We start from the raw sequence: 20,221 nt of genomic DNA on the forward strand, positions 1-20,221 counted from the left end.
GCCGCGGTCGATTCCTCGCAGGATCGGCCGGGGCCTTCTCCACAGGCCCGTCCTGCTTTCTCTGTGCACAGATGGGGCATCCGACCAGAAACGGATGCTTCGCGCGGCCTAGCCTGCGAGCATGCAGCCCGACCGGTTCCCCCTCGATCTGGAGCGCCTCGCTCCGGCCGCGGGGGGACGTCCCCGACTGCGCGTCGGCGTGGGAGCGGCCGTCGTGCTCCTGCTGCTCGCCCTCGTGGTCGCCGTCATCGTGTCGGCGGTGGGCCAGCAGGCGGGGCAGCGCACGGTCGGCTCGCAAACGCTATCGATCCCCACGGGCGGCAGCCTCGAGCCGTTTGATGCCGGTGAGAGCACAGCGCCGAATGACTCTGCCACGGACGCGATCATCTTCGTGCACGTTCTGGGGGCGGTTGCCCGGCCCGGCCTGTTCGAGTTGCGGGACGGCGCCCGGGTCATGGACGCGATCGCCGCCGCCGGCGGGCTGAGCGCCGAGGCCGACCCTGCCGGGGTTAATCTTGCCCGGGTCGTGAGCGATGGCGAGCAATTCTACGTGCCGCGGCAGGGCGAGGTGCCGCCGGGCGTCCCAGCGGCGGCCGTCTCCGGGGGAGCTGGCGCGCCCGCCGCCAAGGTCAACCTCAACTCGGCGACGCTCGCCGATCTCGACTCCCTGCCCCGCATCGGCCCAACCATGGCACAGCGCATCATCGACTTTCGCACGGCTAACGGGCGATTCACCAGCGTGGACGGCCTGCGCGATGTCACGGGAATCGGCGATAAAACGTTCGAGGCGCTCAAAGACCTCATTACGGTATGAGCCTCGACCTGCGGCTGGCGCTTCCGGCTGTGGCCGCGTGGCTCACTGCAGGGCTGCTGATCGGAGCGCCAGAGGGCGCCTGGTCCATCGCCCTGGTGCTGTGGGCAGCGGCCGGGGTGACGGCCTGCATCCTCGTGAGGCAACGGATGCCGGCGCATTCCGTCGTGCTGGGGGCCGATGCGCCGCAGCCAGTTCGATCGGCAACCGATCGTGCGAGCGCTGTGCTGGCCAGCGGTCGTGAGGCTCGGCGGGTCGTGGAGCAGAATGCAGCGTCCCGTCGGCGGGGTCGGACTACCCCCGGAACGTCAGAGCGGCCGGGTGACCGCTGGCAGACGCTGGGCGGCAGCATCGTGCTCTGCTGTGCGGCGGCGGCTCTTGTCGCCACTGCCGTCGGGGTATGGGCGCCGGTGCGCCTGCCGCCGGAGGTGCGCGCCGCCGCGGAGTCGCACGCGACGCTCACGGTCACGGTCACCGTCTGGTCGGTTCCGGTACCAGCCAAAGCTTTCATCGGCGGCGGTACGTCGGGGCGGGTGCGCTACCGGGCCACGCTCACGCAGTTGGACCTGCGCGGCGAATCGACGAGGGTGTCGACCCCGGTGGTGGTCTTCGCCGAGGCGGCCGGGGGAGGCGACGAACCCGAGATCGGCACCAGCCTGCGCCTGCGCGGCACCCTGCGCCCGACGGATCCGGGCGACGCGGCGGTCGCCTTGCTGTTTGCCACCGACCCCGCTCAGGTAGCCGAGTCTCCGCCCTGGTGGCTGCAATGGGCGAACGAGCTCCGCGCTCGGTTCGCGGCGGCCGCGACGAGCCTCCCCGGTGACGGGGGAGATCTGCTCCCCGGCCTGGCGATCGGCGACACGAGCGCGGTCAGCCCCGACCTCGATCAAGCCATGAAAACCAGCTCCCTGAGCCACTTGACCGCCGTTTCCGGTGACACAGTTGTTTCTAGAGGTGGGTTAGAGCGCAAGATATTCCAAGCACCATCGTGCGGATGGTCGTTCCCGTCCAGAATGAAACCATGTCTCGATCAATTGCATTGAACTCTCGTCAGCTGGAGATCTTGGCTTGGGTGCGTGGCGGTGCTCCAGAAGATTCCTACGAGGACTATCGGCCTCGAATTATCGCGCGTGCCCTACACAATAGGGGACTGGTCACCGTCTCGGGCCACGGCCAAGGTGGCCCTGACCCCGTTGTGTGGACACCTCACAAGAGAGAATGTTCACTATGGCAAGATCACGTCGGGACTTCACCCCTGAGTACAAAGACGAGGCCGTGAAGCTGGTCGTCACCACCGGCAGAGCGGTCGCAACCGTCGCCCGCGAACTCGGCATCAACGAAGCCACGCTGGGCCGCTGGGTGATGGCGTTCAAGGCCCGCAACCAGACCGGGCAGGCCGAGGTAACGGAGTCCGAGAGGGCCGAGCTCCTGCGGCTGCGGAAAGAAAACGCGGATCTGAAGATGGACAGGGCGTTTCTAAAAAAGCGTCCATCTTCTTCGCCCAGGAAGCCTCGGATACGAACGGCAAGCGTTCGAACTGATGCTGGCGGAGAAGACCAACTTCACCATCACCCGCATGGTCCGTCTCCTCGAGGTCTCCCGCTCCGGCTATTACGCGTGGATGGATCGTGCGCCCTCGCCGGCGGCGATCCGGCGGGAGCACATCGAGCAGAAAGTCGCCTTCTTTCACGGCGATTCTGACGAGGTTTACGGGGCCCCGCGCATCCTTGTTGACCTGCGTGCAGACGGCGAGATCATCTCCCGCAAAACGGTAGCCAGGACCATGAAACGCCTGGGTTTGGCGGGGATCTGCCCGAAGAAGTGGAAGACGACGACCATCATCGACCACGCTGACGCCTACCCGGTGGATGCCGTGAAACGGAAGTGGGATACCGGCGCGTTGAACCAGGTTTGGGTCGGCGACATCACCTACCTGAGGACGTGGGAGGGGTGGGTGTATTTGGCGACGGTCATCGACGCCCACAGTCGCCGCGTGATCGGTTGGGCTATCGCCGACCACATGCGCACCGACCTTATCCAGGACGCCCTCACGATGGCCATGGTGCTGCGTGGGGACCGCCCAGAGACGGTAATTTTCCATTCCGACCGTGGCATTCCCTGTGCGGGTGTGGAACTCGACCGGCAGCGTCGCAAGAGTCCCCAAGCGAGGACGGAGAAGCAACGCACGGCCTTCACCTTCATCCCGATGAGAATCCGGAACTCCTCGGATCAGTCTGCGCGGCCCACAGCTTCCGCCGCGTCTATGAAGGCTAACCAGAGACCGCGCAGCGCCTCCCTCTGCGCATGACCGGTCGCCGTGAGCTCATAGACCTTGCGGGCAGGACCAGACTCGCTTTGCTCCCACCGGGCGATGATCGCTCCTTCGTCCTCGAGTCGGACGAGCGCGGGATACAGTTGCGCGCCTTTGATGGGTTGCAGTCCGGCGGACGCGAGCGACTGAGAGATGCCGTATCCGTGGCGTGGTGCGACCGAGAGAACGTTGAGAATGAGCATCGGCAGGGAGGCGCGCTGCCAGGCGGCGGTGCTCATCGCTGCTGAACCCACGGTCGGCGGCTCCAACCTACGAGAGGGCTGACTATGGAACTGAGCAGGAGCAGACTCGCGATGGGGATCGTCAGATTACCCCAGACCTGCGCAGTGACGACGAGTGCGGCGCCGACGAGGGGTGATCCGGAACCGGCAAGGATCCACAGCCACCAGAGACGTAACCGTGACGTTCGATCGGCGTCGGCAATGTCACGAGCCAGCACCAGCGGGTGCCCGTATTCCTCAAAAGCTAATTTGTCGCTGACGGCCAAAGACTGCTGGATTTCCGAGACATGGCCACGCGCGACGGCTGCTGGTACGAACCGCGCGCGAAGGCCACCCCGCAGGCGTCGCAGCCAGTCAGAGTCGTCCCAACTCGTGCGGAGAACCTGGCGCTGCATCCGGCTCGCCCACACCAGTATGACGATGCCCGGGGCGATGAGTGCCAGGCCCAAGATCGGGACGGGCACCGCGCGGGCAACGATGTGATCGTTGCCCAGAGCAACTGCGGAGGCAATGCCGCCAAGGGCAGCGGCACCTGCCGTCACGAGCACACCCGTCATTGCGCCGGATCGTCCCGCCGAGAAGAATGCACGAGCGGCAATCCAGCCCATGAACGGAACTGCGACGCTGACCGCCACCAGGATGTGCGCAATGTTGAGGTCAGCAGACCAACCACTGCGAAGAGCCAAAAGTAACACCGAGACCACGCCCAGGCCGAGCAAGGTGCCGCCAGCGTCTCTCACAGCGTGGTGCGGACCGCCGCCTTCAGATGTTCGCACCGCTTCAGCGGTGGTAGCAAGTTCGAGAACATCGTCCGCTGCGAGCGTGGGGGCATCGCCGAAGAGATCGGCCGCGGGTAGATCTGCTTCCCGGACCGCGTTGAGCAGCTCGCGCTCACGCTCGTCGAGGGCAATGGCCGGCACATGCTTGCCCGCCATCGACGCCCGATAGCGCGCCACCCACTCTCGGTCGGTCTCAGGCCAGATATTCCTATTCCCCATGATCAAGCATCCCCTATCTAGATCGTGATTGTATCTAGATACAAGCATACTTATCAGGGTGACTGCAAGCCTGCACCAGGTCGACCGTCCCTCAAGAGGTTCCGGCTATGGACGCCTGTGTGCGAAGCCGTGACGGGTACGCTGAGCGGTAAGAGAAGTGCGTGAGGGGGCATGGTGCTGCAAGAACTTTATATGATGTGCAATTTTGCGCTCGTTGTTGCCAGCCCGCATCTGACGTTGGACCATCCGGTTTTCGTGATCATGGTCGCCGGCGGAATTCTCTTCAGCCTCGCTGTGATCGTGGCCCTCTTGGTTTTCGTTGTGGCGCGGCAATTCGAGTTGCGTTCGTCGTTCCCGCAAAGCGGGGGAGCTCCGCCGCGTTCGCACTTCACCCCACAGATAACGCGATGTGGCAGAGGCACGCCTATGCCGCGCGCCCCCACGAGTCAGATGCCCGTCGCCTGACCTTTGGTGGAGCACGTCGATTCAGCGTGCACCTTTCCTTGGGTAGCCGGCCGGCAGACACAACTGCGAGCCGCTATCTATAGGAGAAGTAATGCCAACGACATCAAGAGCGCCACGACGAGATCCACGCCGGAGTGTGCACTCGAGGCGAACGCGAGAATTTTTGACGCGTGCCTGGTGGAAACTCAATGACCTTGCAGCTGCGATGTATGTCGGGGCAGCCTCGCTGATCGGTTTCGAAGCCCTTGCGCTGATTCTCGTTTTCACCACCGCTTGGCCGATTGCCATCCCGATCATTGTCGGGCTGCTGGCGCTGCTCTTTTTCTCCCGCCGATTTCTCGTCCGAGTCTGGTGCCTGATCCTGCCGGCTCGGTCTGGAAGCAAAAATCCCGAACCGGAGCGTGACGGGAATGGTATCGAATCTGAGAATGGAACCTCTTGGTGAGTCGGCGTCAGAATGCCGTCCCGCAGAGGGTTCGTCATGTGGTTTCATTTCGTGGTGTGGTCAAGGTCAGACTTGCGAAAGATGGGATCTGCCGCAACTATTCAGGTCAGTCGCTTTGATCGAATCTGAACATCAGCGTCTTCGTAGCCGAGGTGCTCATAGAACCCGAGTACTGCTTCATTGCTCGAGCGGACCATGAGCTGAACTTTCACGGCGCCGTGTTTGCGCAGCCAATTTTCCGCTGCCGCCATCATGTGTCTTCCCAAGCCGGTCCCACGCTGGCCTTCATCAACAGCCAGGTAATACACCCAGCCGCGATGTCCGTCGTGGCCGACCATCACGGTTCCGATCAAGCGGTTATTGTCGAAAGCCCCCAACACGGTCGACGTCACGCCGTCGAGTGCGCGCTGCAGGTCAAGCTCCGGAGGATTCCACGGGCGGGTCAGCCCGGCTCTGACCCAGAGTGACGTCGCTGCACCGATGTTTGCCGAAGTTAGGTCGCGAATCTGCATACCCCTAGTTTGCCGTCATCGTCGCACACGCAGTGCCGTAAGACGTTCCCCTTCCGGGCCTCTCGGGTTCGACATCGACGCCACTGGCTTCACGCGATTGTGTGCCCGCTGAGCGTCCCGCTTGCAGGCACTGAGCGCCAGTTGAGCACCGGCACCCGAGATCCGACGCGCGCGGTCATAGTGGTGAGTAGAGTGCACCGTCCGCATTTGCCACGATAGAAGTGCTGGCGAGCGATCACGATCACCTCCGGGACTATGCGTAGCCTGAAGGGACGAGTTAGGAAATCGCAGACGAGTCCAGAGGGGTTGAGCTGCCTGATCAGCTCCCGGGCGACCGTGACTAGGCTGGCGTCATGAGCGAATGGCGGGGAATCGGCGACGTTGCTACCGTCAGTGACCACGCAACCGCCCCTGCCAAAAGGGGCGGCTTCGACTTGCTTACTTTCGGGTCCGCGTTTGTGACTTTCATGCTGACCTTCGAGCTCGTACGCCGCGCGTTTTCAGCAAGCTTGACCCCGCAGCCGCCGACCTCGGACATCGTGGGCTACTGGGTGACCGCCGGAATCATGGTCGCCCTTCAAGTCGGGCTCCTCGTGAGGGCAATCGTGCGGCGTCGGGCCGGCCTCGTGTTCATCGCGAGCGTCGCGTTGATCATGGTTCTTGGAGTGGCGCTGTTGATGTCAGTGCCAAGGATCGACTGGCGCCCTGAACCCCCCGCTTCAACGATTAACCCGAATTATCGCCCCTGCTACAGCGGAAGCGGTGACTGCATCGGGGGCTGAGTTCCCGGGCCCGCTGAAGGGGTTTACCTCGTGCAGGTCGTCAAGCCTGGGGTTGAGCAACGCGAGCGATTGAAGCCCTTGTGCTCTCGCGCCGGTCGAGACCGTGCTCAGTCACCGTTCTTCTTCTTGTTTTGTAGCTGCAGTCCGCCAGCAGGTCGGGTCTCGATGAGGAAGAGTTCCGTCGCTCGAACTAGGTCGGACAGCTTGGCATAGCCCCAGTTTCGTGAGTCGAAGTCGGGCTGTTGCTTACGCATTAACTGGCCCACCGTGGCAAGATTCGCCCATCCGTCCTCTCCGGATGCAGTGGTGACGCTTATCCGCAGCCCGGAGATGAGCTTCGTGTCGCTGCGTAGTTTCGGAGGCGGAACGCGCGTGAGTGCTGCCGCGGTGGTCTCCGCTGCAGCCTCGTCGAGCACGTCGAGGTACGTGAATTGATCGCACGCGTTGCGGAACGCTTCGGGTGTCTTCCGCTCTCCGAACCCATAGACGGTGACGCCTTCTTCGCGGATGCGGGACGCGAGACGGGTGAAGTCGCTGTCGGATGACACGATGCAGAACCCGTGAAAGCGGCGCGTGTAGAGCAGGTCCATGGCGTCAATGATCAGTGCGCTGTCGGTCGCATTCTTGCCGATCGTGTTGGCAAACTGCTGCATCGGCTGAATCACGTGCTCGCTCGCAATAGGCTTCCAACTGCTCAGGTTCGGCTTGGTCCAATCGCCGTAAACCCGCTTGACCGAGGCAGTCCCGAAACGTGCGACCTCGGCGAGGACTGCGCCGATCTTTGCAGGGGACACGTTGTCCGCGTCGACAAGGACTGCGAGGAGATCGTTCGGTTTCGCCATGTGACAAGCATGGCAGTCAGCGCCCAACAATTAGTCCTGCCTGCTCAGGGTTCCTCTTACGAGCACGACGATCAGTACCCGCTAAAGGTCAGCCGGTTCGAGCTATGTCCGCTTGGCGACCGCTGAACGGTTACTTACCAAGCCAATATGGTGGGTGCATGGACGACTACGACGCGCGACTCGTTGAGCTCTATGACGGCGACAACCCTGACGGCGCGGACCACGAGTTCTACCGGCAGGTCGCCGATGAGATCGACGCGCGAGCTATCCTCGATCTCGGCTGCGGCACGGGCATCCTGACGGTGACTTTCGCCCGGGCTGCTCGCACGGTGGTCGGAATCGATCCTTCTCCGAACATGCTCGCGTACGCCACCAACCGCGCAAATGGCCGATCCGTGCGCTGGATGCTCGGCGACAGCCGCGACATACCAGCCGAGCCGTTCGACTGCGCTGTCATGACCGGGAACGTCGCGCAACACATTCCCGACAGTGATTGGGAACGGACCCTTCGGGACATCAGCGAGGCACTCCGCGACGACGGCGTGCTGGCATTCGAGAGTCGTAACCCGCAAGCCCGCGCCTGGGAGAAGTGGGCCGGTGCAGAGCCGACCCTGCGCGACACCGTCAATGGGCCGCTTCGGGAATGGTATGACGTCAACGAAACAGAGCCCGGCCAGATCGTACTGACCGCGCATAACCGGTTGGAAGACACCGGCGAACAGATCACAGAACAGCTCACCCTCGCCTTCAGAGAACGCCAGCTCATCGAACAGCAACTGCGCGAGGCCGGGTTTGTCGTCGAAGGCGTATGGAGCGACTGGAACCGAACACCCTCTACCGACGGCTCGCCGATCATGGTCTTTGAAACACACCGAGTAGGATCAACGACCGCAGCCTGACGGCCCCCTACGGCCCCTGACCGCCACCGTACCGGTCCCGTGTCTGGGCCATCCAGCACTCGAACAGTGTCCCGTAGAGGGTTCGGCTTGCGGGGGAGCCACAGCAGGTCGGGTTTCCGAGTGGAGGTTCTACCGGCGGCGAAGTATTAGCCGAACTCGCTCAAGATGGCGTGCGCGGTCCATGGTTGTCCACCGCTGTTGTTGGTCCACGTCACCGAAAGTGCGCACCATGCAATGACCCACGACCGCACCACGTCAACGTCGAGCCCCGAGTGCTCGCTGACGATCGCTAGGCGGCGGTGAAAACGAGACAACGCCAAGTCTGCAGTGGGGTTGCAGAAGATATTGGCGTAGTCGAAGGCGCGGTGACCAAAGATGCCCTTCGGGTCTATGGCCAGCCAGCGGCCATCGAAATCAAGAACATTGCCGTGATGGACGTCGCCATGGAGAACCACCTGGCCCTCCGTGTCGGAGGCCTCCAGCAACTCCCGCGCCATGGCTGCCACTCGCGCCAGGCTGCCGGCCTGCAGTCGTGCTGCGTCGGTGCCGATGAGGTCGTGAAACCATTGCGACAAAGGCACCACCTCAGCGGGCGGCGCCGAAATAGCAGAGGCGCTGTGGAGAGACGAGATGGTTCCGCAGAGGATGTGGGTGACCTCATCATCAAGACCTGTCTGGCTCATCGTGGTCAAGTCACGATGCCCGGATGCCCGACCCATGAGAACGGCCTGGTCGTTGACCTCATACACCTCCGCTGCGGCCGAGCCTGCCCACCAGGCCAGGACGGGGCCACCGCGGCACTCTTCGGCGATCCGAGCGACCTTGAGCATGACGTCTCGATTATGCCAGCGCCCCGGAACCAACCAGCTGGAGGGCGTCGTCACCGTTTCGCCGTGTGGCTGGATAGCCCAGCGATCTAAATAGATTGGCACTGTTCCCGCAACCCAATCCACGAGCACGATTGTACGGGCTGACACGCAAACCCGTCAGTTCCCGCCACTACGCTTGGGAAACGCCCGCGTCGCGTGAGACGTTCGGCTACCGAGACTCCGCGGATGGTTCGCGTACCCGACGGATCAGGTTCACGACTAGCAAGACGGAATCAGCGGTCATGCCGGCTGCGCGACGATCTCCGTTACGGCGGTGCTTCGTAGCCTGAGCCAGCTCAATTGCTGCGCGCACGACCTTGCGCAGTTCCGCACTTTCTGCGCCCGCCAACTCCGCCTCAGCCACTGTCCCGAGCCGAACCTTCGTGTTCGAGACGGGTGGCTCATCCTCGCCAGCCTGACCGTGACGAGAATGGTCGTATGCGGCCGAAGAAAGTGCTTCGAGTACAGCCACTGCGTCGTTACCGACGTTCGAGTAATCCTGTTCCGTGCGAGCGTTTTGGAAGTGCCGGCGCATTTCATTCAGTTCCTCGTCTACCCGCCGCCACCCTGTCGCCTTCCTCGGAGAAATCGGATCGGCCAGCGCTCCTGACAGGGCATCCGTTTCACGAGCGTCGAGCACCTCATGGAGCGCATCGAGCTGCCCGTCGACCATGTCCCGCCGAGCCTGCCAACTTCCGTGGCCATCGTTGGCTCGCCAGTACTTGCGGAACGTCTCGAAATCGCGAAACGGCGGATCGAACGAATCGATTCCCAATCGTGCGAGAACTGCTTTCAATGCGCGGATGAGAAGCCGGGAGTCCTCGTTGCTCAGTGGCGATCCTGAAGTGCCGTACGCATCGAACTCGTCGTGCACGACACGAGCAAGCGGCACCGCGATCTCCAAGTCACCACGATCATCGTCGGGACCGTGGAGTAAGCCTTCAAGGAGTGGCATGTCAAGAGCTGACTGCTGCGTAACCTCGGCGCCCCACGCATTCGTCACCACCTCTTCGCCGGCCAGGTAGAAGTCCCACGTTCGCATGGTGCTCATCCTAGCCAAGGGCTCACCGCCCGTCGTTTCACCTAGCGATCGGCTTTCGGAACGATGAGGCGTCCCGGTGATCGTTCCCCATCTGACACAAACTTGACGAACTCGGCTGACTAGCGGAATGAGAATCGATCTGTCGCGTTGACCGTCCCTCCTTCGCAATGTCCGACGGGTTGCGCGCTTGCCTTGCCGACCCCATGCTTGCGTCATGCAAATCGCCAATGCCGGGAACTCTGATCGACGAAGGTTCAGCGCGCAAGCTCTGCAATTGGCCCAAATGCTTCACGACTGGGACCCGATCGGTGTGTACGGGGGCGACGATCCGAACCCTTCACCCGACGAGTACGACGATTTGGTGTCGCCAATCTTGACCGCCCTTCGTGCTAATCCCGATCCGACATCGCTTGCAAGGCAACTGCGCGCGGTTCTTTCATCTGACTACGGGCTCAGCGACGTGGTCAACATCGACGAGTTCGCGGAGCGGGTCGTGGCTTGGTCGAATGCTAAATGGGACGAATCGAACCCTTAGCCTCGATCCACCGGTCGAGTTGAGGTTGTAGCGGCGCGTTAAACCGAGGATGCCTGTCGGATCAGGAAAAATAGAACTTACTTAGGGTTCAATTCGACCGCTCCGAGAGGCACCTCGTAGATGCAACTTTTCCATACTTCCAACCGCCTGTCAGCCACCTTCGACGACACAAATCTCGTGTCGGCCGCAGGCCTTGTCCCTGCAGTGGCGTTGGCGGTGAAAACCGGTCTTGGGGAGCTCGCCGACGCACGGCTGACCCTGCCCGGATACTTCGGAGCGAACGCCGGATTGAAAGTCACCGCGTTGGTCGCGGGAATGCTCGCCGGTGCCGACTCGATTGATGACATGGCGCTGCTGAGGCACGGCGGCATGAAGAAACTCTTCGTCGGAACCTACGCCCCGTCGACGCTGGGATCGTTCCTCCGAGCGTTCACGTTTGGTCACGTCCGTCAGCTCGACGCCGTCGCCTGGCGGTGGCTGGTCAACGTCGCCGCCCACACGCCAATCGTCGCGGGAATCGACGACTATGCCCTGGTCGATATCGACGACACCATCAAAGAAGTCCACGGCTACCAGAAGCAAGGCTCCGGCTACGGTTACTCCGGAGTCCGCGGGCTGAACGCCTTGATCGGTATCGTCTCCACGCCGAAGGCGGCGCCGATCATCATCGGGTCCCGGCCGCGCAAAGGATCAACGGGTTCTCCCCGCGGCGCGGGCAAGTTCGTCGGCGACGTCCTCGCCACAGTGAAACGCCTCCGCAGCACAACGGCGACCGGCATCATGCTGCTGCGCGCTGATAGCGCGTTCTATGGACACGCTGTCGTCGCCGCCGCGCACCGCGCCGGGGCGAAAGTGTCCGTCACTGCCCGGATGGACCCCGCCGTCAAACGCGCCATCGCCACGATCGGCACCGACCAGTGGACCACGATCAACTACACCGACGCGATCCGAGATGAGGAAAGCGGCGCCTGGATTTCGTCCGCCGAGGTTGCCGCAGTCACCTTCACCGCGTTCAGTTCACGCAAGAAATCCGAACGCATCGAAGGCCGTTTGGTCGTGCGACGGATCCCCGAATTGAACCAGAAAGCGAGCGAAGGACAACCGCCCCTCTTCGACACGCACCGCTTTCACGCGTTCTTCACGACCAGCACGCTGGACACCGTCACGGCCGATCAAACCCATCGTCAGCATGCGATCATCGAGCAGATCAATGCCGACCTCAAGGACAGCGCGTTGGCCCATCTGCCCTCCGGTGTCTTCACGGCCAACGCGGCCTGGCTCGTGCTGGCCACGATCGCGTTCAACCTCTCCCGCGCCGTTGGTTCAGTAGCCGGCGCAGATCTGGGCAAAGCGCGCAGCGGCACCATCCGCCGCAAACTCATCAACATCCCGGCCCGCATCTCCACTTCGGCCCGAAAGATCACCCTGCGCCTTCCAGCGAACTGGCCATGGGAAACCGGGTGGACAGCCGCATTTGCGGCGGCCTGCGGCCCGCCGCAAACCGCCACCACCTGACCAGCAGCCACTCGGCGCCCAAAGACCACGGAACATCACCGGCAGCAAGGCCGGCACCCTCGCCACGCCCGCAACCAAACTCCCACTCAGATTTCAGCGACGCCGCTCACTCAAGGCGGACCGGTGGATCGAGGCTTAGTACCACCCGAGTTTAGGGGCGGGTCAGTGGGCGCCCGACCTTCGTCACACTCGCCACGCTTGCAGTACTCACAGTCTGAAAGCAACGCGGGGAACCCTGACTGAAATTACCAGGCCTTAGGCGTTTCACGAGCGAGGATTTACTGCCACGTTGAGCCTGAACACCAACTTCCATCCCAGTACTGGTCAGACTCCTAGGAGGCCGGGTCCGTGATGAAACCTTCGTCGATCATCCAGGCGTAGGCCACATTGGCGGGTTCGTCGCCGTCGACGTCAACTTGACGGTTCATGCCGCGCAGAACCTCGTCGGTGAGTTTGGGTGATATTGTGGCGAAGGTCTTTTCCAGGCCGGGGTGGGCCTTGATTGTTTCGGTGAAGAAGATCGGTGCCACGTTATATGCCGGGAAGAACGCGCGGTCGTCGGTCAGGACGGTGAGGTCGAGCGCGTCGAGGCGGCCGTCAGTTGTGAAGACTTCGCCGAAGTTGCAGGCGCCGTTGTCGGTTGCGCTGTAGATCGCGCCGGTGTCGTAGATGCCGATGTTGTTGTCGGGCACGCCGTTGGCGGTGCCACGTTCTAGTCCGTAGTGGGCGAGCATGGGGTTTAACCCGTCTGGCCGGGAGTTGAATTCGGCTTCGACGCAGAAGGTGCGATCTTCAACGGGCAACGCGGCAAGTTCGGACATGGCTGTGATGTTGCCGAGGTCGGCGACTGACTCACTGCGCACGGCGAGGGCGTAGGTGTTGTTCATCGGTGCTGGCACGCCCCAGGTGACACCGTTTTTGATGTCGAGGTCGTATACGGCTTGCCACATTTCGTCCTGGTCAGTGATCGCTTCGGCCTGACCGAGGTAGGTCAACCATGCGGTTCCGGTGTAATCCCAGAGCACGTCGGCCTGGCCAGAGAGAAGCAGCTCGCGGGCCGGCTGGCTGCCGGGCACGTTACTGAGGTCTGTGACGTCGAATCCTGCGGCGGTCCCGGCGAGCACCGCGATTTTGCCGAGCAGGAGCTGCTCGGTGAAGTTCTTGGACGTGACGGTGAGGTTGACGCCGTCGGCGCCGTCGAGCGGGGTGATCGACCCGGGTCCGACCGCGGGAACGTATGAGGTCGCCGGCTGCAGTCCGCAGCCGGTCAGGGCGACGGCGGACAGGGCGAGGATACCCGTGGTGAGGCCCCAGCGGCCGAGGGGCCCGCGGTGGGCGCGAGGACGGATGTGGGAAGAGGTGCGGTACATCTAGAGTCCTTTCGGGCGGGCGACGTGTTCTACGACGCGGCCGACCCAGTCGATGAGGAGGGCGAGCAGCGCCACCAGCAGGGCTCCGGTGACGAGCACGGGGGTGAGGCTGAGGTTGACGCCGGTGGTGATGAGGATGCCGAGTCCGCCGCCGTTGACGAATGTGGCTAGGGCTGCGGTGCCGACTAGTAGAACGAGGGCGGTACGCACGCCCGACAGCATGACTGGTACGGCGAGGGGGAGCTCCACACGAAAGAGCACCGCCGTGGAGCTCATGCCCATGCCTCGTCCGGCTTCGATGAGGCGGGCGTCGACCTGCTGGAGGCCAACCATGGTGTTTCGCAGCACCGGGAGCACCGCGTAAAGCACGAGGCTCAGCGTTGCCGCCCAGAAGCCGAAGCCAACCCAGAACGCGAGCAGCACGACGACGCCGATTGCGGGGGCGGCTTGCCCGACGTTGGCGATGGCGAGCACCGGAGCGGTCAGAAACCGCAGGGGCCGCCGGGTCAGGGCGATTCCCAAGGGAATCGCGATGACCAATACGATTACCGCGGCGAGGAGGGTGAGCTGGATGTGCTCCACGGTGTAAACCCAGAGCGCGTCCGGGGCGAGGGTGGTCAGTTCGATCGGCGACAGGTTGGCCGTCAGTAGCCAGATGACGAGCGCGAAGAACGCGAGCAGGATACCGGCCAGCTGGTAGACCAGTCCCCGCCAGGATTGCCACACCGCGCGAGCCTGACTGACCGGCACGGCTGGCGCGGCCGGGTCGCCAGGCGTTTCGACGGCGGAGTCGCCGCCGGCGATGCCGGCTTCTGCTTTCAGGGTGCGGGTGCTCATTGGCTGGCCCGCGCGTCGGTGCCGTTGCTATTGGTCTCGCTCAGGTCGGCGTCGGCGGCAGGCTCCTGTGCTTGGAACACGCCGGTGTTTAGTCCGACGGGTGCCTGGTCCGATTCGAGTACGGCAGCGGTTTGTGACCGGGTGATGGCGTCCATGACGGTCTGTACGTCAATGACGCCCTTGAACATGTCGCGGCGGCCGGTGACGAGCGCGGCTCCGGCGCTGGAGACGAGCATCGTGTCGAGTGCGTCATTGAGCGTGGCACGGTAGCCGACGACGGGGAGTTTCGGGTCGGGAACGTTGCTGATGACGTTGAGGCGGCCGAGTTTGCGGCGGGAGAGCCACTGGATGGGACGGTGACGTTCATCGACGATGACCGCGTGGCCGTGGCCGGCGTCGATGAGGCGGGCCAGGACATCCGCTGCCCGTTCGCCGGGGCTTCCCACGACGGCGTCGCCGAACCCGACCTCTGCCACCCGGGTGAGTGTGAGCTGTTTGAGGCCGGCGCCGGACCCGATGAAGTTTTCGACGAATTCGTTGGCCGGGTCGCCGAGGATGCGTTCCGGGGTGTCGTATTGTTCGAGCTGGGCGCCCTCGTTGAAGATGGCGATCCAGTCGCCGAGCTTGACGGCTTCGTCGAAGTCGTGGGTGACGCAGACGATGGTCTTCTGCAGTTCTTCCTGGATGTTGAGCAGTTCGTCCTGCAGGCGCAGGCGGGTGATCGGGTCGACGGCGCCGAAGGGCTCGTCCATGAGTAGCACGGGCGGGTCGGCCGCGAGGGCGCGCGCCACGCCGACGCGTTGCTGCTGACCGCCGGACAGTTCCTTGGGGTACCGGTTTCGGTAGAGCGCCGGGTCGAGGGAGACGAGCTCGAGGAGTTCGTCGACGCGGGCCGCGATGCGGGCTTTGTCCCAGCCGAGCATTTTCGGCACGAGGCCGATGTTGGTGGCCACCGTCATGTGGGGGAAGAGCCCTCCGGCCTGGATGACATAGCCGATGCCTCGGCGCAGGGTATCGCCGTTCATATTGGTGACATCGTCACCGTCGACGACGATGCGGCCTTCGGTCGGTTCGATGAGTCGGTTGATCATTTTCAGGGTGGTGGTCTTGCCACAGCCTGAGGGGCCGACAAGCATGATGATCTTGCCGGCCGGGATCTCCATGGTCAGACCGTCGACGGCGGGGCGCGACTGGCCGGGGAAACGCTTGGTGACGTGGTCCAGCAGGATGTTCGCACCGGTGATGCCGGTCGGGGAATCTTCGGTGCTGGTGGATTCTGCGCTGGTGGATGCAATGAGTTCAGACACGGATACCTCGGGGTGTGGTCAGGCGGCCGAGGCCGACGAGAAGAAGATCAAGAATGAGGGCGAGCACGACAACGCCGATGACGCCCGTCAGCACCGACTCGAGGGAGTTGGCACCGCCGAGGCGGGACAGACCGGAGAAGATGAATCCGCCCAGGCCTGGGCCGAGGGAATATGCGGCGATCGCGGCGATGCCCATCACCATTTGCGCGGATACCCGAATGCCTGTGAGGATGATCGGCCACGCCATTGGCAGTTCTACCTGCAGGAGCGTGCGAAATCGGCTCATGCCGAGGCCGCGGGCGGATTCCACGATCGACGGCGCAATACCCGACAGGCCCACGACCGCATTGCGCAGAATAGGCAGCGTAGCGAAGAACGCCACGACAATGACGGCCGGAACAACGCCGAAGCCGAGCGGCGCGATGAGCAGCCCGATGAAAGCAAACGACGGGATAGTCAAGCCAATGGCCGACACCGAGTTGGCAACCCCGGTGAGCGCGGAACTGCGGTAGACGGCGGCGGCCAGCACAACGGCGATAACTGTCGCCAAGATCAGGCACTGCACGACGAGGCTGAAGTGCTGCCAGCTGCTGAACAGAATCTGCTCAAACTGATCCCCTAAAAAATCCCACACATCAAAACCTCTTCGCTTCGATCACACATCGATTCACCGCCACCGGCACGGGCGCAACTGGAGGCGCCGATGCGGAACTAGATACAGATGCAGGTGAGAACCGGAGGCGAAGGTGAACTTCCAGTCTTGCACGGCCGCACTCCCCTCTGGGCGCAGCGAGACGTTACGGTTCAATCACATGCGCCGATCCCCCCGCGAGTGAGGACGTGGGTACTGTGCATGACGCTGATCAGCACTGGGCTGCGCGTCTTCGAAACCACGGCCTGAGCTGCGCCGACCTGCAATTGTCCCGGCCAGCCCACGCGGATTACCACGGAAAAAGACGAACAAACCGCATCACGCCCAACTTTATCTCGACACCTGCCGGGAAATGCTGGCCTGGCATGAGCTTGCCTTGACTTCGGGGTACGGACCGGAGCAGAAGGGTTATGGGTGCGCCAAGGACCAGCCCGATGGGCGCGTACATCCCGATGAGCGGGTGCTGGTACATGTGAGTGGGTAGCCCGCCGAGAGGAAATGGAGAGGTCTGCGGGGATAAGCCCAGGGCGAGGAGAGTGCAGCCGGTGAGGAAACTTGCGATCCGCCAGCTGCTCCACCCGCGTGGTTCCTTACCGTGGTTATGAGCGAGGAGAACGTATCCGAGCGCTACCGCGGCGATGAGGATCAGCGGAACCGCCGTCTCCAAGGCGGTGGCGGCGTGGCCGGCGTGAGCCTCGTGCGTGTCGGACATCACCTCAAGGAGTGCGTTCGATCATTGTGGTCGGTCAGATCGATGGGGCGCCCGGTACGCTGCAACAGCCACCCGCCGATTACGAGTAACGCGCCGAGGACAAGGAAGAGGATATCAGCTAAGGTTTGGAACTCCCCGCTGATCACGTGATGGACCCCCAGGATGTGGTGGTCCACGATGCCTTCCACCAGGTTGAATATTCCCCACCCGACCAGGATCCAGCCCCAGAGCACGCGTGAGGCCCAGACGCGGCCGCGGGATCCGGTGACGCGAGAGTAAAGCATTCCCAGCCCGATCAGTACCGCGAGCCAAGTGACCGTATGGAACAACCCGTCCCAAAGCGTGTTCATTTGCAGACCGGGGACCGTATCCGCCGCGTAGGACCCAATATCAATGTTCGCGGTCACGGCGCTGGTGAGCATGTGGTGCCACTGCAGGATCTGATGCAGCAGGATCCCATCGACGAATCCACCCAACCCGATACCGAGGATGGTGCCAGGTAGACCTATCCCGCGGGGCTGTGCGCGGGTTTCCGCCACATTCACGACTGAAGCGTTGACCATCATGTCTCCATTCGGTTGATACAACACCAGAATGGCACCGCGCGGTGCGATCGTCCAGTTCCCTGCTCACTCGGTAGTCGCCCTTGCGGGATTGAGGTCTCGCTCAGAGCTGACGTCCCTGAGCTTTCACGGCAGCCCGACGAGTGCTAGTCAGAAAGGAAACAGTGAGTAAGACGAGGGCGAAGAGACCTGCGGTGATGATTCCTAGGAAGTTCAGGTCAACGGTGAGAACGTATTTAAAGGGCGCCGGGATGTTGCTGTGCAGCTCGGCGGGCACGGACAACAGTCCTAGCCCGCGGATGATGAAGCCTCAATCCGCCGCTCACTCAAGGCTGACCAGTGGATTAAGACTTAGCGTGTCCCCAAGTAGCTCCTGGAAAGCAGTGACCTATCGCCAGAGCGCGTCATCACTTGGCAGGCGCGCGTCCCCCCGATCGGGGTCGAGATGGTGACGAGCTTGGCGCTAACAATGGCCTTCCGATTCCACCCGTTCGTCATGGCTTCACGCTATATCCCGCGACGCCTGGGCCCCTGGTGGGCAGATCTGTTGGCCATGAGTGGGTAGGTGTTTTCTAGCCTACGTCGGGCATTTCTAGTGGCCGCCGGTGGGCCGATCCTCACGGCCCTTGACAGTGAAACCGTCTATGTTTACCTCCGCGCCGCGGGCTGAGCTGGTTGTAGAGGATTTGGTGTGGTTAGAGGTGGATTCCTGCTGTGTCGATCAGTTCGGTCCAGCGCGTTCGACGATCGGCGTCTTCTCGGATAGCTGGGGCCGTGGCGTAGACGTCTGCTTCGGATAGGGCGGTCAGGTTGAGCGTGGTGAGGTCGGTGATGTCCACGATGGGTACTTGATAGGTGCGGTACGGTCCAAGTGGCGGGGGTTTACCGTACATGGGGGCTGAAGCGCGGACCGTGTCAAGGTCGATGTCGTCTAACTGCGGGCTTTGGTCGAGGACGAACCCGGCAGCGTGAAGAACGGTGGAGCCTTTTGTGGTCGTGGTCCATGCCGCGATCTTCCAGAACGCTTGCGGGATCTTCACCCCGCGATATATCGGATCCTGGGCGGAGAGTACGGGGGCGGTGAAGACGCTGATGCGGTTACCGTTGGTGCGTGCATAGGTGAGGACGTGGTCCTCGAGGCCGAGCCAGAGTTGTTTCGATTGGTTAAAGGCTCCGGCTTGCGGGGCGGCGTTGGTGTAGGCGAAGGTATCGTAATTCGCTCGCCGGGCTGTCGTTGTGTCGCCCCAGACCGGGTCCAGGCGGCGGACGAGGTGCCCGCGGTCGAGGTCGTTTCTGGCGTAGACGCCCTCCCCGGCCTGTTCGTAGATCGGGATACGCGAGTCGAGGTGCCAGTCGTCGTCTCGGTCAACGGTAACGAGGTGATCCCCGTCGATGTTGACGCCGGTCGCGATCGCGAGGCGCCGCGCGGGGTCGAGGAGCACGGTGAAATGTGTGTAGAGCAGTTCACGAATCAGGGTCCCTGCAGGAGGGTCTGGGAGCGGCAGACGAGTCGCAAGGAAATCGGCGTTGTATCCAGCAGGATAAAGTAATGCGGCGTTCATGGTGATAGTCAAGCAGCCAGAGCCGACAATTGGGGCTTTCGGATCAATATGGCGGCGTTAAGAGGGGTAGATCCCCCTTCGCCCCTCTGCGTCTTGTGTTGGCTACAGACACGATGTGCCTGAACTGGGGGTACTGCTGTTCCTTGTGGGCTGCCTAGGCTTGATAGAACGCCTTGGCTCTCAAGGAGCTGTATGAATAAAGTGATCGTGACATTACGACGCCGATTTGTGAAATTGCCGGTTTTCGTTCTTGTCAGCGTGAATGGGCGCGGTCAGCTACCCGCCGTCCTCGTGGATCCGGTGGATTGCACAGGGCGGGTCATTCACGGTCTGTGGTTGGGCGACAGTGTTGACGACGGGCCTGATGGCACGACGTACTGCAGAGTGAAATGGGTGAGGTGGAGGCGCTGGGACCAGTAGGTGATCGGCGGTAAGGCCAGAGTCAGAGCCTCAGCTACAGGCGTCAACGTCAGCTCTGCGTCGTTCGAAGCTGTTGAGTTCGAAGATGAATTGTACGGGTGCACAGTCTGGGCTGCCGTCGCCCGCCTGTCTGCCGCGCGCAAAACTGCCCTGACAGCGCATGTTCTCGATCCCATTGCTTTCTTCCGAGACCTTCACACTGGTGTTTGGCAGGATATCCGCCAGTCTGTTCCTGCCGACGAGTTCCATTCACACTTGTCGCTGGCCAGCAAGCGGCACGAAAACTTCCAGTATTCACTGGATGGATCGTCGGCTCATTCCGGGTGAAGGACGACCGGATTCTTCCCATAGCGGGAACCACTCTCGATGCGTGTGCGATGGACCTGACAGCGAAACTCTGGACGCATTGCCGAAATCACGATCACCGTTTCCGGTGATTTCAATCCGGAAGATGTCAACCTATATGAGGTTCTCTGTCGAATGATTCTACGAATCAATGTAGCCGTGCGTCTTGACATGATTTCTGGGGC

At 62.6% G+C, this 20,221-nt stretch carries 22 protein-coding genes and 1 pseudogene; 10 read left to right on the top strand and 13 right to left on the bottom strand.

Annotated features, from left to right (window positions below):
* Positions 1–121: 121 nt before the first annotated feature.
* From E3T46_RS09680 to E3T46_RS09695, 3 genes and pseudogenes are all read left to right on the top strand, one after another.
* Positions 122–814 (top strand): helix-hairpin-helix domain-containing protein, encoded by a 693-nt coding sequence (locus tag E3T46_RS09680; protein WP_134578374.1) that lies wholly within the window; start codon positions 122–124, stop codon positions 812–814.
* The gene (locus E3T46_RS09685) at positions 811–1,854 is read left to right on the top strand and encodes a hypothetical protein (protein WP_134578375.1); all 1,044 of its coding nucleotides are present in this window, start codon (positions 811–813) and stop codon (positions 1,852–1,854) included. The genes E3T46_RS09680 and E3T46_RS09685 overlap by 4 nt, the downstream gene beginning before the upstream one ends.
* 482 nt (positions 1,855–2,336) lie before the next feature.
* A pseudogene (locus E3T46_RS09695) lies at positions 2,337–3,119 on the top strand (IS3 family transposase); the annotation flags it as partial.
* Here the strand turns inward: E3T46_RS09695 and E3T46_RS09700 are convergent.
* Both E3T46_RS09700 and E3T46_RS09705 read right to left on the bottom strand, forming a co-directional pair.
* Positions 3,041–3,361 (bottom strand): helix-turn-helix transcriptional regulator, encoded by a 321-nt coding sequence (locus E3T46_RS09700; protein WP_134578378.1) that lies wholly within the window; start codon positions 3,359–3,361, stop codon positions 3,041–3,043. The pseudogene E3T46_RS09695 and the gene E3T46_RS09700 overlap by 79 nt on opposite strands.
* Entirely contained in the window at positions 3,358–4,362 is a 1,005-nt protein-coding gene (locus E3T46_RS09705; protein WP_241980581.1) for a hypothetical protein, read from the bottom strand. Before E3T46_RS09705 ends, E3T46_RS09700 begins: the two co-directional genes overlap by 4 nt.
* A 171-nt stretch (positions 4,363–4,533) precedes the next feature.
* Between E3T46_RS09705 and E3T46_RS09710 the strand changes: the two genes are divergently transcribed.
* Together E3T46_RS09710 and E3T46_RS09715 are read left to right on the top strand one after the other, a co-directional pair.
* On the top strand, positions 4,534–4,827 hold the full coding sequence (locus E3T46_RS09710) for a hypothetical protein (RefSeq protein WP_134578379.1): 294 nt from the start codon (positions 4,534–4,536) through the stop codon (positions 4,825–4,827).
* Positions 4,828–4,990: 163 nt separating this feature from the next.
* Positions 4,991–5,272 (top strand): hypothetical protein, encoded by a 282-nt coding sequence (locus E3T46_RS09715; RefSeq protein ID WP_134578380.1) that lies wholly within the window; start codon positions 4,991–4,993, stop codon positions 5,270–5,272.
* A gap of 101 nt (positions 5,273–5,373) precedes the next feature.
* Here the strand turns inward: E3T46_RS09715 and E3T46_RS09720 are convergent, their stop codons facing one another.
* Positions 5,374–5,784 carry a GNAT family acetyltransferase gene (locus E3T46_RS09720; RefSeq protein WP_134578381.1) on the bottom strand — a complete coding sequence of 137 codons (411 nt, stop codon included), beginning with the start codon at positions 5,782–5,784 and terminating at the stop codon, positions 5,374–5,376.
* A gap of 353 nt (positions 5,785–6,137) precedes the next feature.
* Here E3T46_RS09720 and E3T46_RS09725 point away from each other — a divergent pair, with 353 nt between their 5' ends.
* Positions 6,138–6,566 (top strand): DUF6234 family protein, encoded by a 429-nt coding sequence (locus E3T46_RS09725; protein ID WP_134578382.1) that lies wholly within the window; start codon positions 6,138–6,140, stop codon positions 6,564–6,566.
* A 107-nt stretch (positions 6,567–6,673) separates the two neighbouring features.
* Here E3T46_RS09725 and E3T46_RS09730 read toward each other — a convergent pair whose 3' ends face one another.
* Positions 6,674–7,408 carry an NYN domain-containing protein gene (locus tag E3T46_RS09730; RefSeq protein ID WP_134578383.1) on the bottom strand — a complete coding sequence of 245 codons (735 nt, stop codon included), beginning with the start codon at positions 7,406–7,408 and terminating at the stop codon, positions 6,674–6,676.
* A 158-nt stretch (positions 7,409–7,566) separates the two neighbouring features.
* Here E3T46_RS09730 and E3T46_RS09735 point away from each other — a divergent pair, with 158 nt between their 5' ends.
* Positions 7,567–8,307, top strand: coding sequence for a class I SAM-dependent methyltransferase (locus E3T46_RS09735; RefSeq protein WP_134578384.1), 741 nt, complete (start codon positions 7,567–7,569; stop codon positions 8,305–8,307).
* Positions 8,308–8,453: 146 nt separating this feature from the next.
* Here E3T46_RS09735 and E3T46_RS09740 read toward each other — a convergent pair whose 3' ends face one another.
* Positions 8,454–9,260, bottom strand: coding sequence for an aminoglycoside phosphotransferase family protein (locus E3T46_RS09740; protein WP_166790235.1), 807 nt, complete (start codon positions 9,258–9,260; stop codon positions 8,454–8,456).
* Positions 9,261–9,345: 85 nt separating this feature from the next.
* Entirely contained in the window at positions 9,346–10,218 is an 873-nt protein-coding gene (locus E3T46_RS09745; protein ID WP_134578386.1) for a hypothetical protein, read from the bottom strand.
* A gap of 214 nt (positions 10,219–10,432) precedes the next feature.
* Between E3T46_RS09745 and E3T46_RS09750 the strand changes: the two genes are divergently transcribed.
* Together E3T46_RS09750 and E3T46_RS09755 are read left to right on the top strand one after the other, a co-directional pair.
* Positions 10,433–10,753 (top strand): hypothetical protein, encoded by a 321-nt coding sequence (locus E3T46_RS09750; protein ID WP_134578387.1) that lies wholly within the window; start codon positions 10,433–10,435, stop codon positions 10,751–10,753.
* Positions 10,754–10,873: 120 nt separating this feature from the next.
* Positions 10,874–12,268: an IS1380 family transposase gene (locus tag E3T46_RS09755; RefSeq protein ID WP_134578388.1), complete on the top strand. Its 1,395-nt coding sequence runs from the start codon at positions 10,874–10,876 to the stop codon at positions 12,266–12,268.
* A gap of 332 nt (positions 12,269–12,600) precedes the next feature.
* On the opposite strand, the gene E3T46_RS09760 is transcribed toward E3T46_RS09755, so the two are convergent.
* The 7 genes from E3T46_RS09760 to E3T46_RS09790 all read right to left on the bottom strand — a co-directional run bounded on the left by E3T46_RS09760 (position 12,601) and on the right by E3T46_RS09790 (position 19,271).
* Positions 12,601–13,638: a glycine betaine ABC transporter substrate-binding protein gene (locus E3T46_RS09760; protein ID WP_134578389.1), complete on the bottom strand. Its 1,038-nt coding sequence runs from the start codon at positions 13,636–13,638 to the stop codon at positions 12,601–12,603.
* Positions 13,639–14,475 carry an ABC transporter permease gene (locus tag E3T46_RS09765; RefSeq protein WP_092453112.1) on the bottom strand — a complete coding sequence of 279 codons (837 nt, stop codon included), beginning with the start codon at positions 14,473–14,475 and terminating at the stop codon, positions 13,639–13,641.
* Positions 14,472–15,770, bottom strand: coding sequence for an ATP-binding cassette domain-containing protein (locus tag E3T46_RS09770; RefSeq protein WP_241980605.1), 1,299 nt, complete (start codon positions 15,768–15,770; stop codon positions 14,472–14,474). Before E3T46_RS09770 ends, E3T46_RS09765 begins: the two co-directional genes overlap by 4 nt.
* A 4-nt stretch (positions 15,771–15,774) precedes the next feature.
* Positions 15,775–16,416 carry an ABC transporter permease gene (locus E3T46_RS09775; RefSeq protein WP_134578391.1) on the bottom strand — a complete coding sequence of 214 codons (642 nt, stop codon included), beginning with the start codon at positions 16,414–16,416 and terminating at the stop codon, positions 15,775–15,777.
* A gap of 307 nt (positions 16,417–16,723) precedes the next feature.
* Positions 16,724–17,146, bottom strand: a complete 423-nt coding sequence (locus E3T46_RS09780) for a cytochrome c oxidase assembly protein (RefSeq protein ID WP_134578392.1) — start codon at positions 17,144–17,146, stop codon at positions 16,724–16,726.
* Positions 17,146–17,712 (bottom strand): DUF2243 domain-containing protein, encoded by a 567-nt coding sequence (locus E3T46_RS09785; RefSeq protein WP_198419166.1) that lies wholly within the window; start codon positions 17,710–17,712, stop codon positions 17,146–17,148. Before E3T46_RS09785 ends, E3T46_RS09780 begins: the two co-directional genes overlap by 1 nt.
* A gap of 692 nt (positions 17,713–18,404) precedes the next feature.
* Positions 18,405–19,271: a DNA/RNA non-specific endonuclease gene (locus E3T46_RS09790; RefSeq protein WP_134578393.1), complete on the bottom strand. Its 867-nt coding sequence runs from the start codon at positions 19,269–19,271 to the stop codon at positions 18,405–18,407.
* 420 nt (positions 19,272–19,691) lie between these two features.
* On the opposite strand from E3T46_RS09790, the gene E3T46_RS09795 reads away from it, so the two are divergent.
* Complete coding sequence (locus tag E3T46_RS09795; RefSeq protein WP_134578394.1) at positions 19,692–20,018, top strand: hypothetical protein; 327 nt, start codon at positions 19,692–19,694, stop codon at positions 20,016–20,018.
* Positions 20,019–20,221 lie beyond the last annotated feature (203 nt).

Origin of the sequence: Cryobacterium sp. Hh11, from assembly GCF_004404045.1 — a bacterium.
GTDB lineage: Bacteria > Actinomycetota > Actinomycetes > Actinomycetales > Microbacteriaceae > Cryobacterium > Cryobacterium levicorallinum.

What these genes read in the sequence shown, in the direction of transcription:
- E3T46_RS09680 (WP_134578374.1), top strand. Translation starts at nt 122, where the DNA reads ATGCAGCCCGACCGGTTCCCCCTCGATCTGGAGCGCCTCGCTCCGGCC.
- E3T46_RS09685 (WP_134578375.1), top strand. Translation starts at nt 811, where the DNA reads ATGAGCCTCGACCTGCGGCTGGCGCTTCCGGCTGTGGCCGCGTGGCTC.
- E3T46_RS09700 (WP_134578378.1), bottom strand. Translation starts at nt 3,361, where the DNA reads ATGAGCACCGCCGCCTGGCAGCGCGCCTCCCTGCCGATGCTCATTCTC.
- E3T46_RS09705 (WP_241980581.1), bottom strand. Translation starts at nt 4,362, where the DNA reads ATGGGGAATAGGAATATCTGGCCTGAGACCGACCGAGAGTGGGTGGCG.
- E3T46_RS09710 (WP_134578379.1), top strand. Translation starts at nt 4,534, where the DNA reads ATGGTGCTGCAAGAACTTTATATGATGTGCAATTTTGCGCTCGTTGTT.
- E3T46_RS09720 (WP_134578381.1), bottom strand. Translation starts at nt 5,784, where the DNA reads ATGCAGATTCGCGACCTAACTTCGGCAAACATCGGTGCAGCGACGTCA.
- E3T46_RS09725 (WP_134578382.1), top strand. Translation starts at nt 6,138, where the DNA reads ATGAGCGAATGGCGGGGAATCGGCGACGTTGCTACCGTCAGTGACCAC.
- E3T46_RS09730 (WP_134578383.1), bottom strand. Translation starts at nt 7,408, where the DNA reads ATGGCGAAACCGAACGATCTCCTCGCAGTCCTTGTCGACGCGGACAAC.
- E3T46_RS09735 (WP_134578384.1), top strand. Translation starts at nt 7,567, where the DNA reads ATGGACGACTACGACGCGCGACTCGTTGAGCTCTATGACGGCGACAAC.
- E3T46_RS09745 (WP_134578386.1), bottom strand. Translation starts at nt 10,218, where the DNA reads ATGCGAACGTGGGACTTCTACCTGGCCGGCGAAGAGGTGGTGACGAAT.
- E3T46_RS09750 (WP_134578387.1), top strand. Translation starts at nt 10,433, where the DNA reads ATGCAAATCGCCAATGCCGGGAACTCTGATCGACGAAGGTTCAGCGCG.
- E3T46_RS09755 (WP_134578388.1), top strand. Translation starts at nt 10,874, where the DNA reads ATGCAACTTTTCCATACTTCCAACCGCCTGTCAGCCACCTTCGACGAC.
- E3T46_RS09760 (WP_134578389.1), bottom strand. Translation starts at nt 13,638, where the DNA reads ATGTACCGCACCTCTTCCCACATCCGTCCTCGCGCCCACCGCGGGCCC.
- E3T46_RS09765 (WP_092453112.1), bottom strand. Translation starts at nt 14,475, where the DNA reads ATGAGCACCCGCACCCTGAAAGCAGAAGCCGGCATCGCCGGCGGCGAC.
- E3T46_RS09780 (WP_134578392.1), bottom strand. Translation starts at nt 17,146, where the DNA reads ATGTCCGACACGCACGAGGCTCACGCCGGCCACGCCGCCACCGCCTTG.
- E3T46_RS09785 (WP_198419166.1), bottom strand. Translation starts at nt 17,712, where the DNA reads ATGATGGTCAACGCTTCAGTCGTGAATGTGGCGGAAACCCGCGCACAG.
- E3T46_RS09790 (WP_134578393.1), bottom strand. Translation starts at nt 19,271, where the DNA reads ATGAACGCCGCATTACTTTATCCTGCTGGATACAACGCCGATTTCCTT.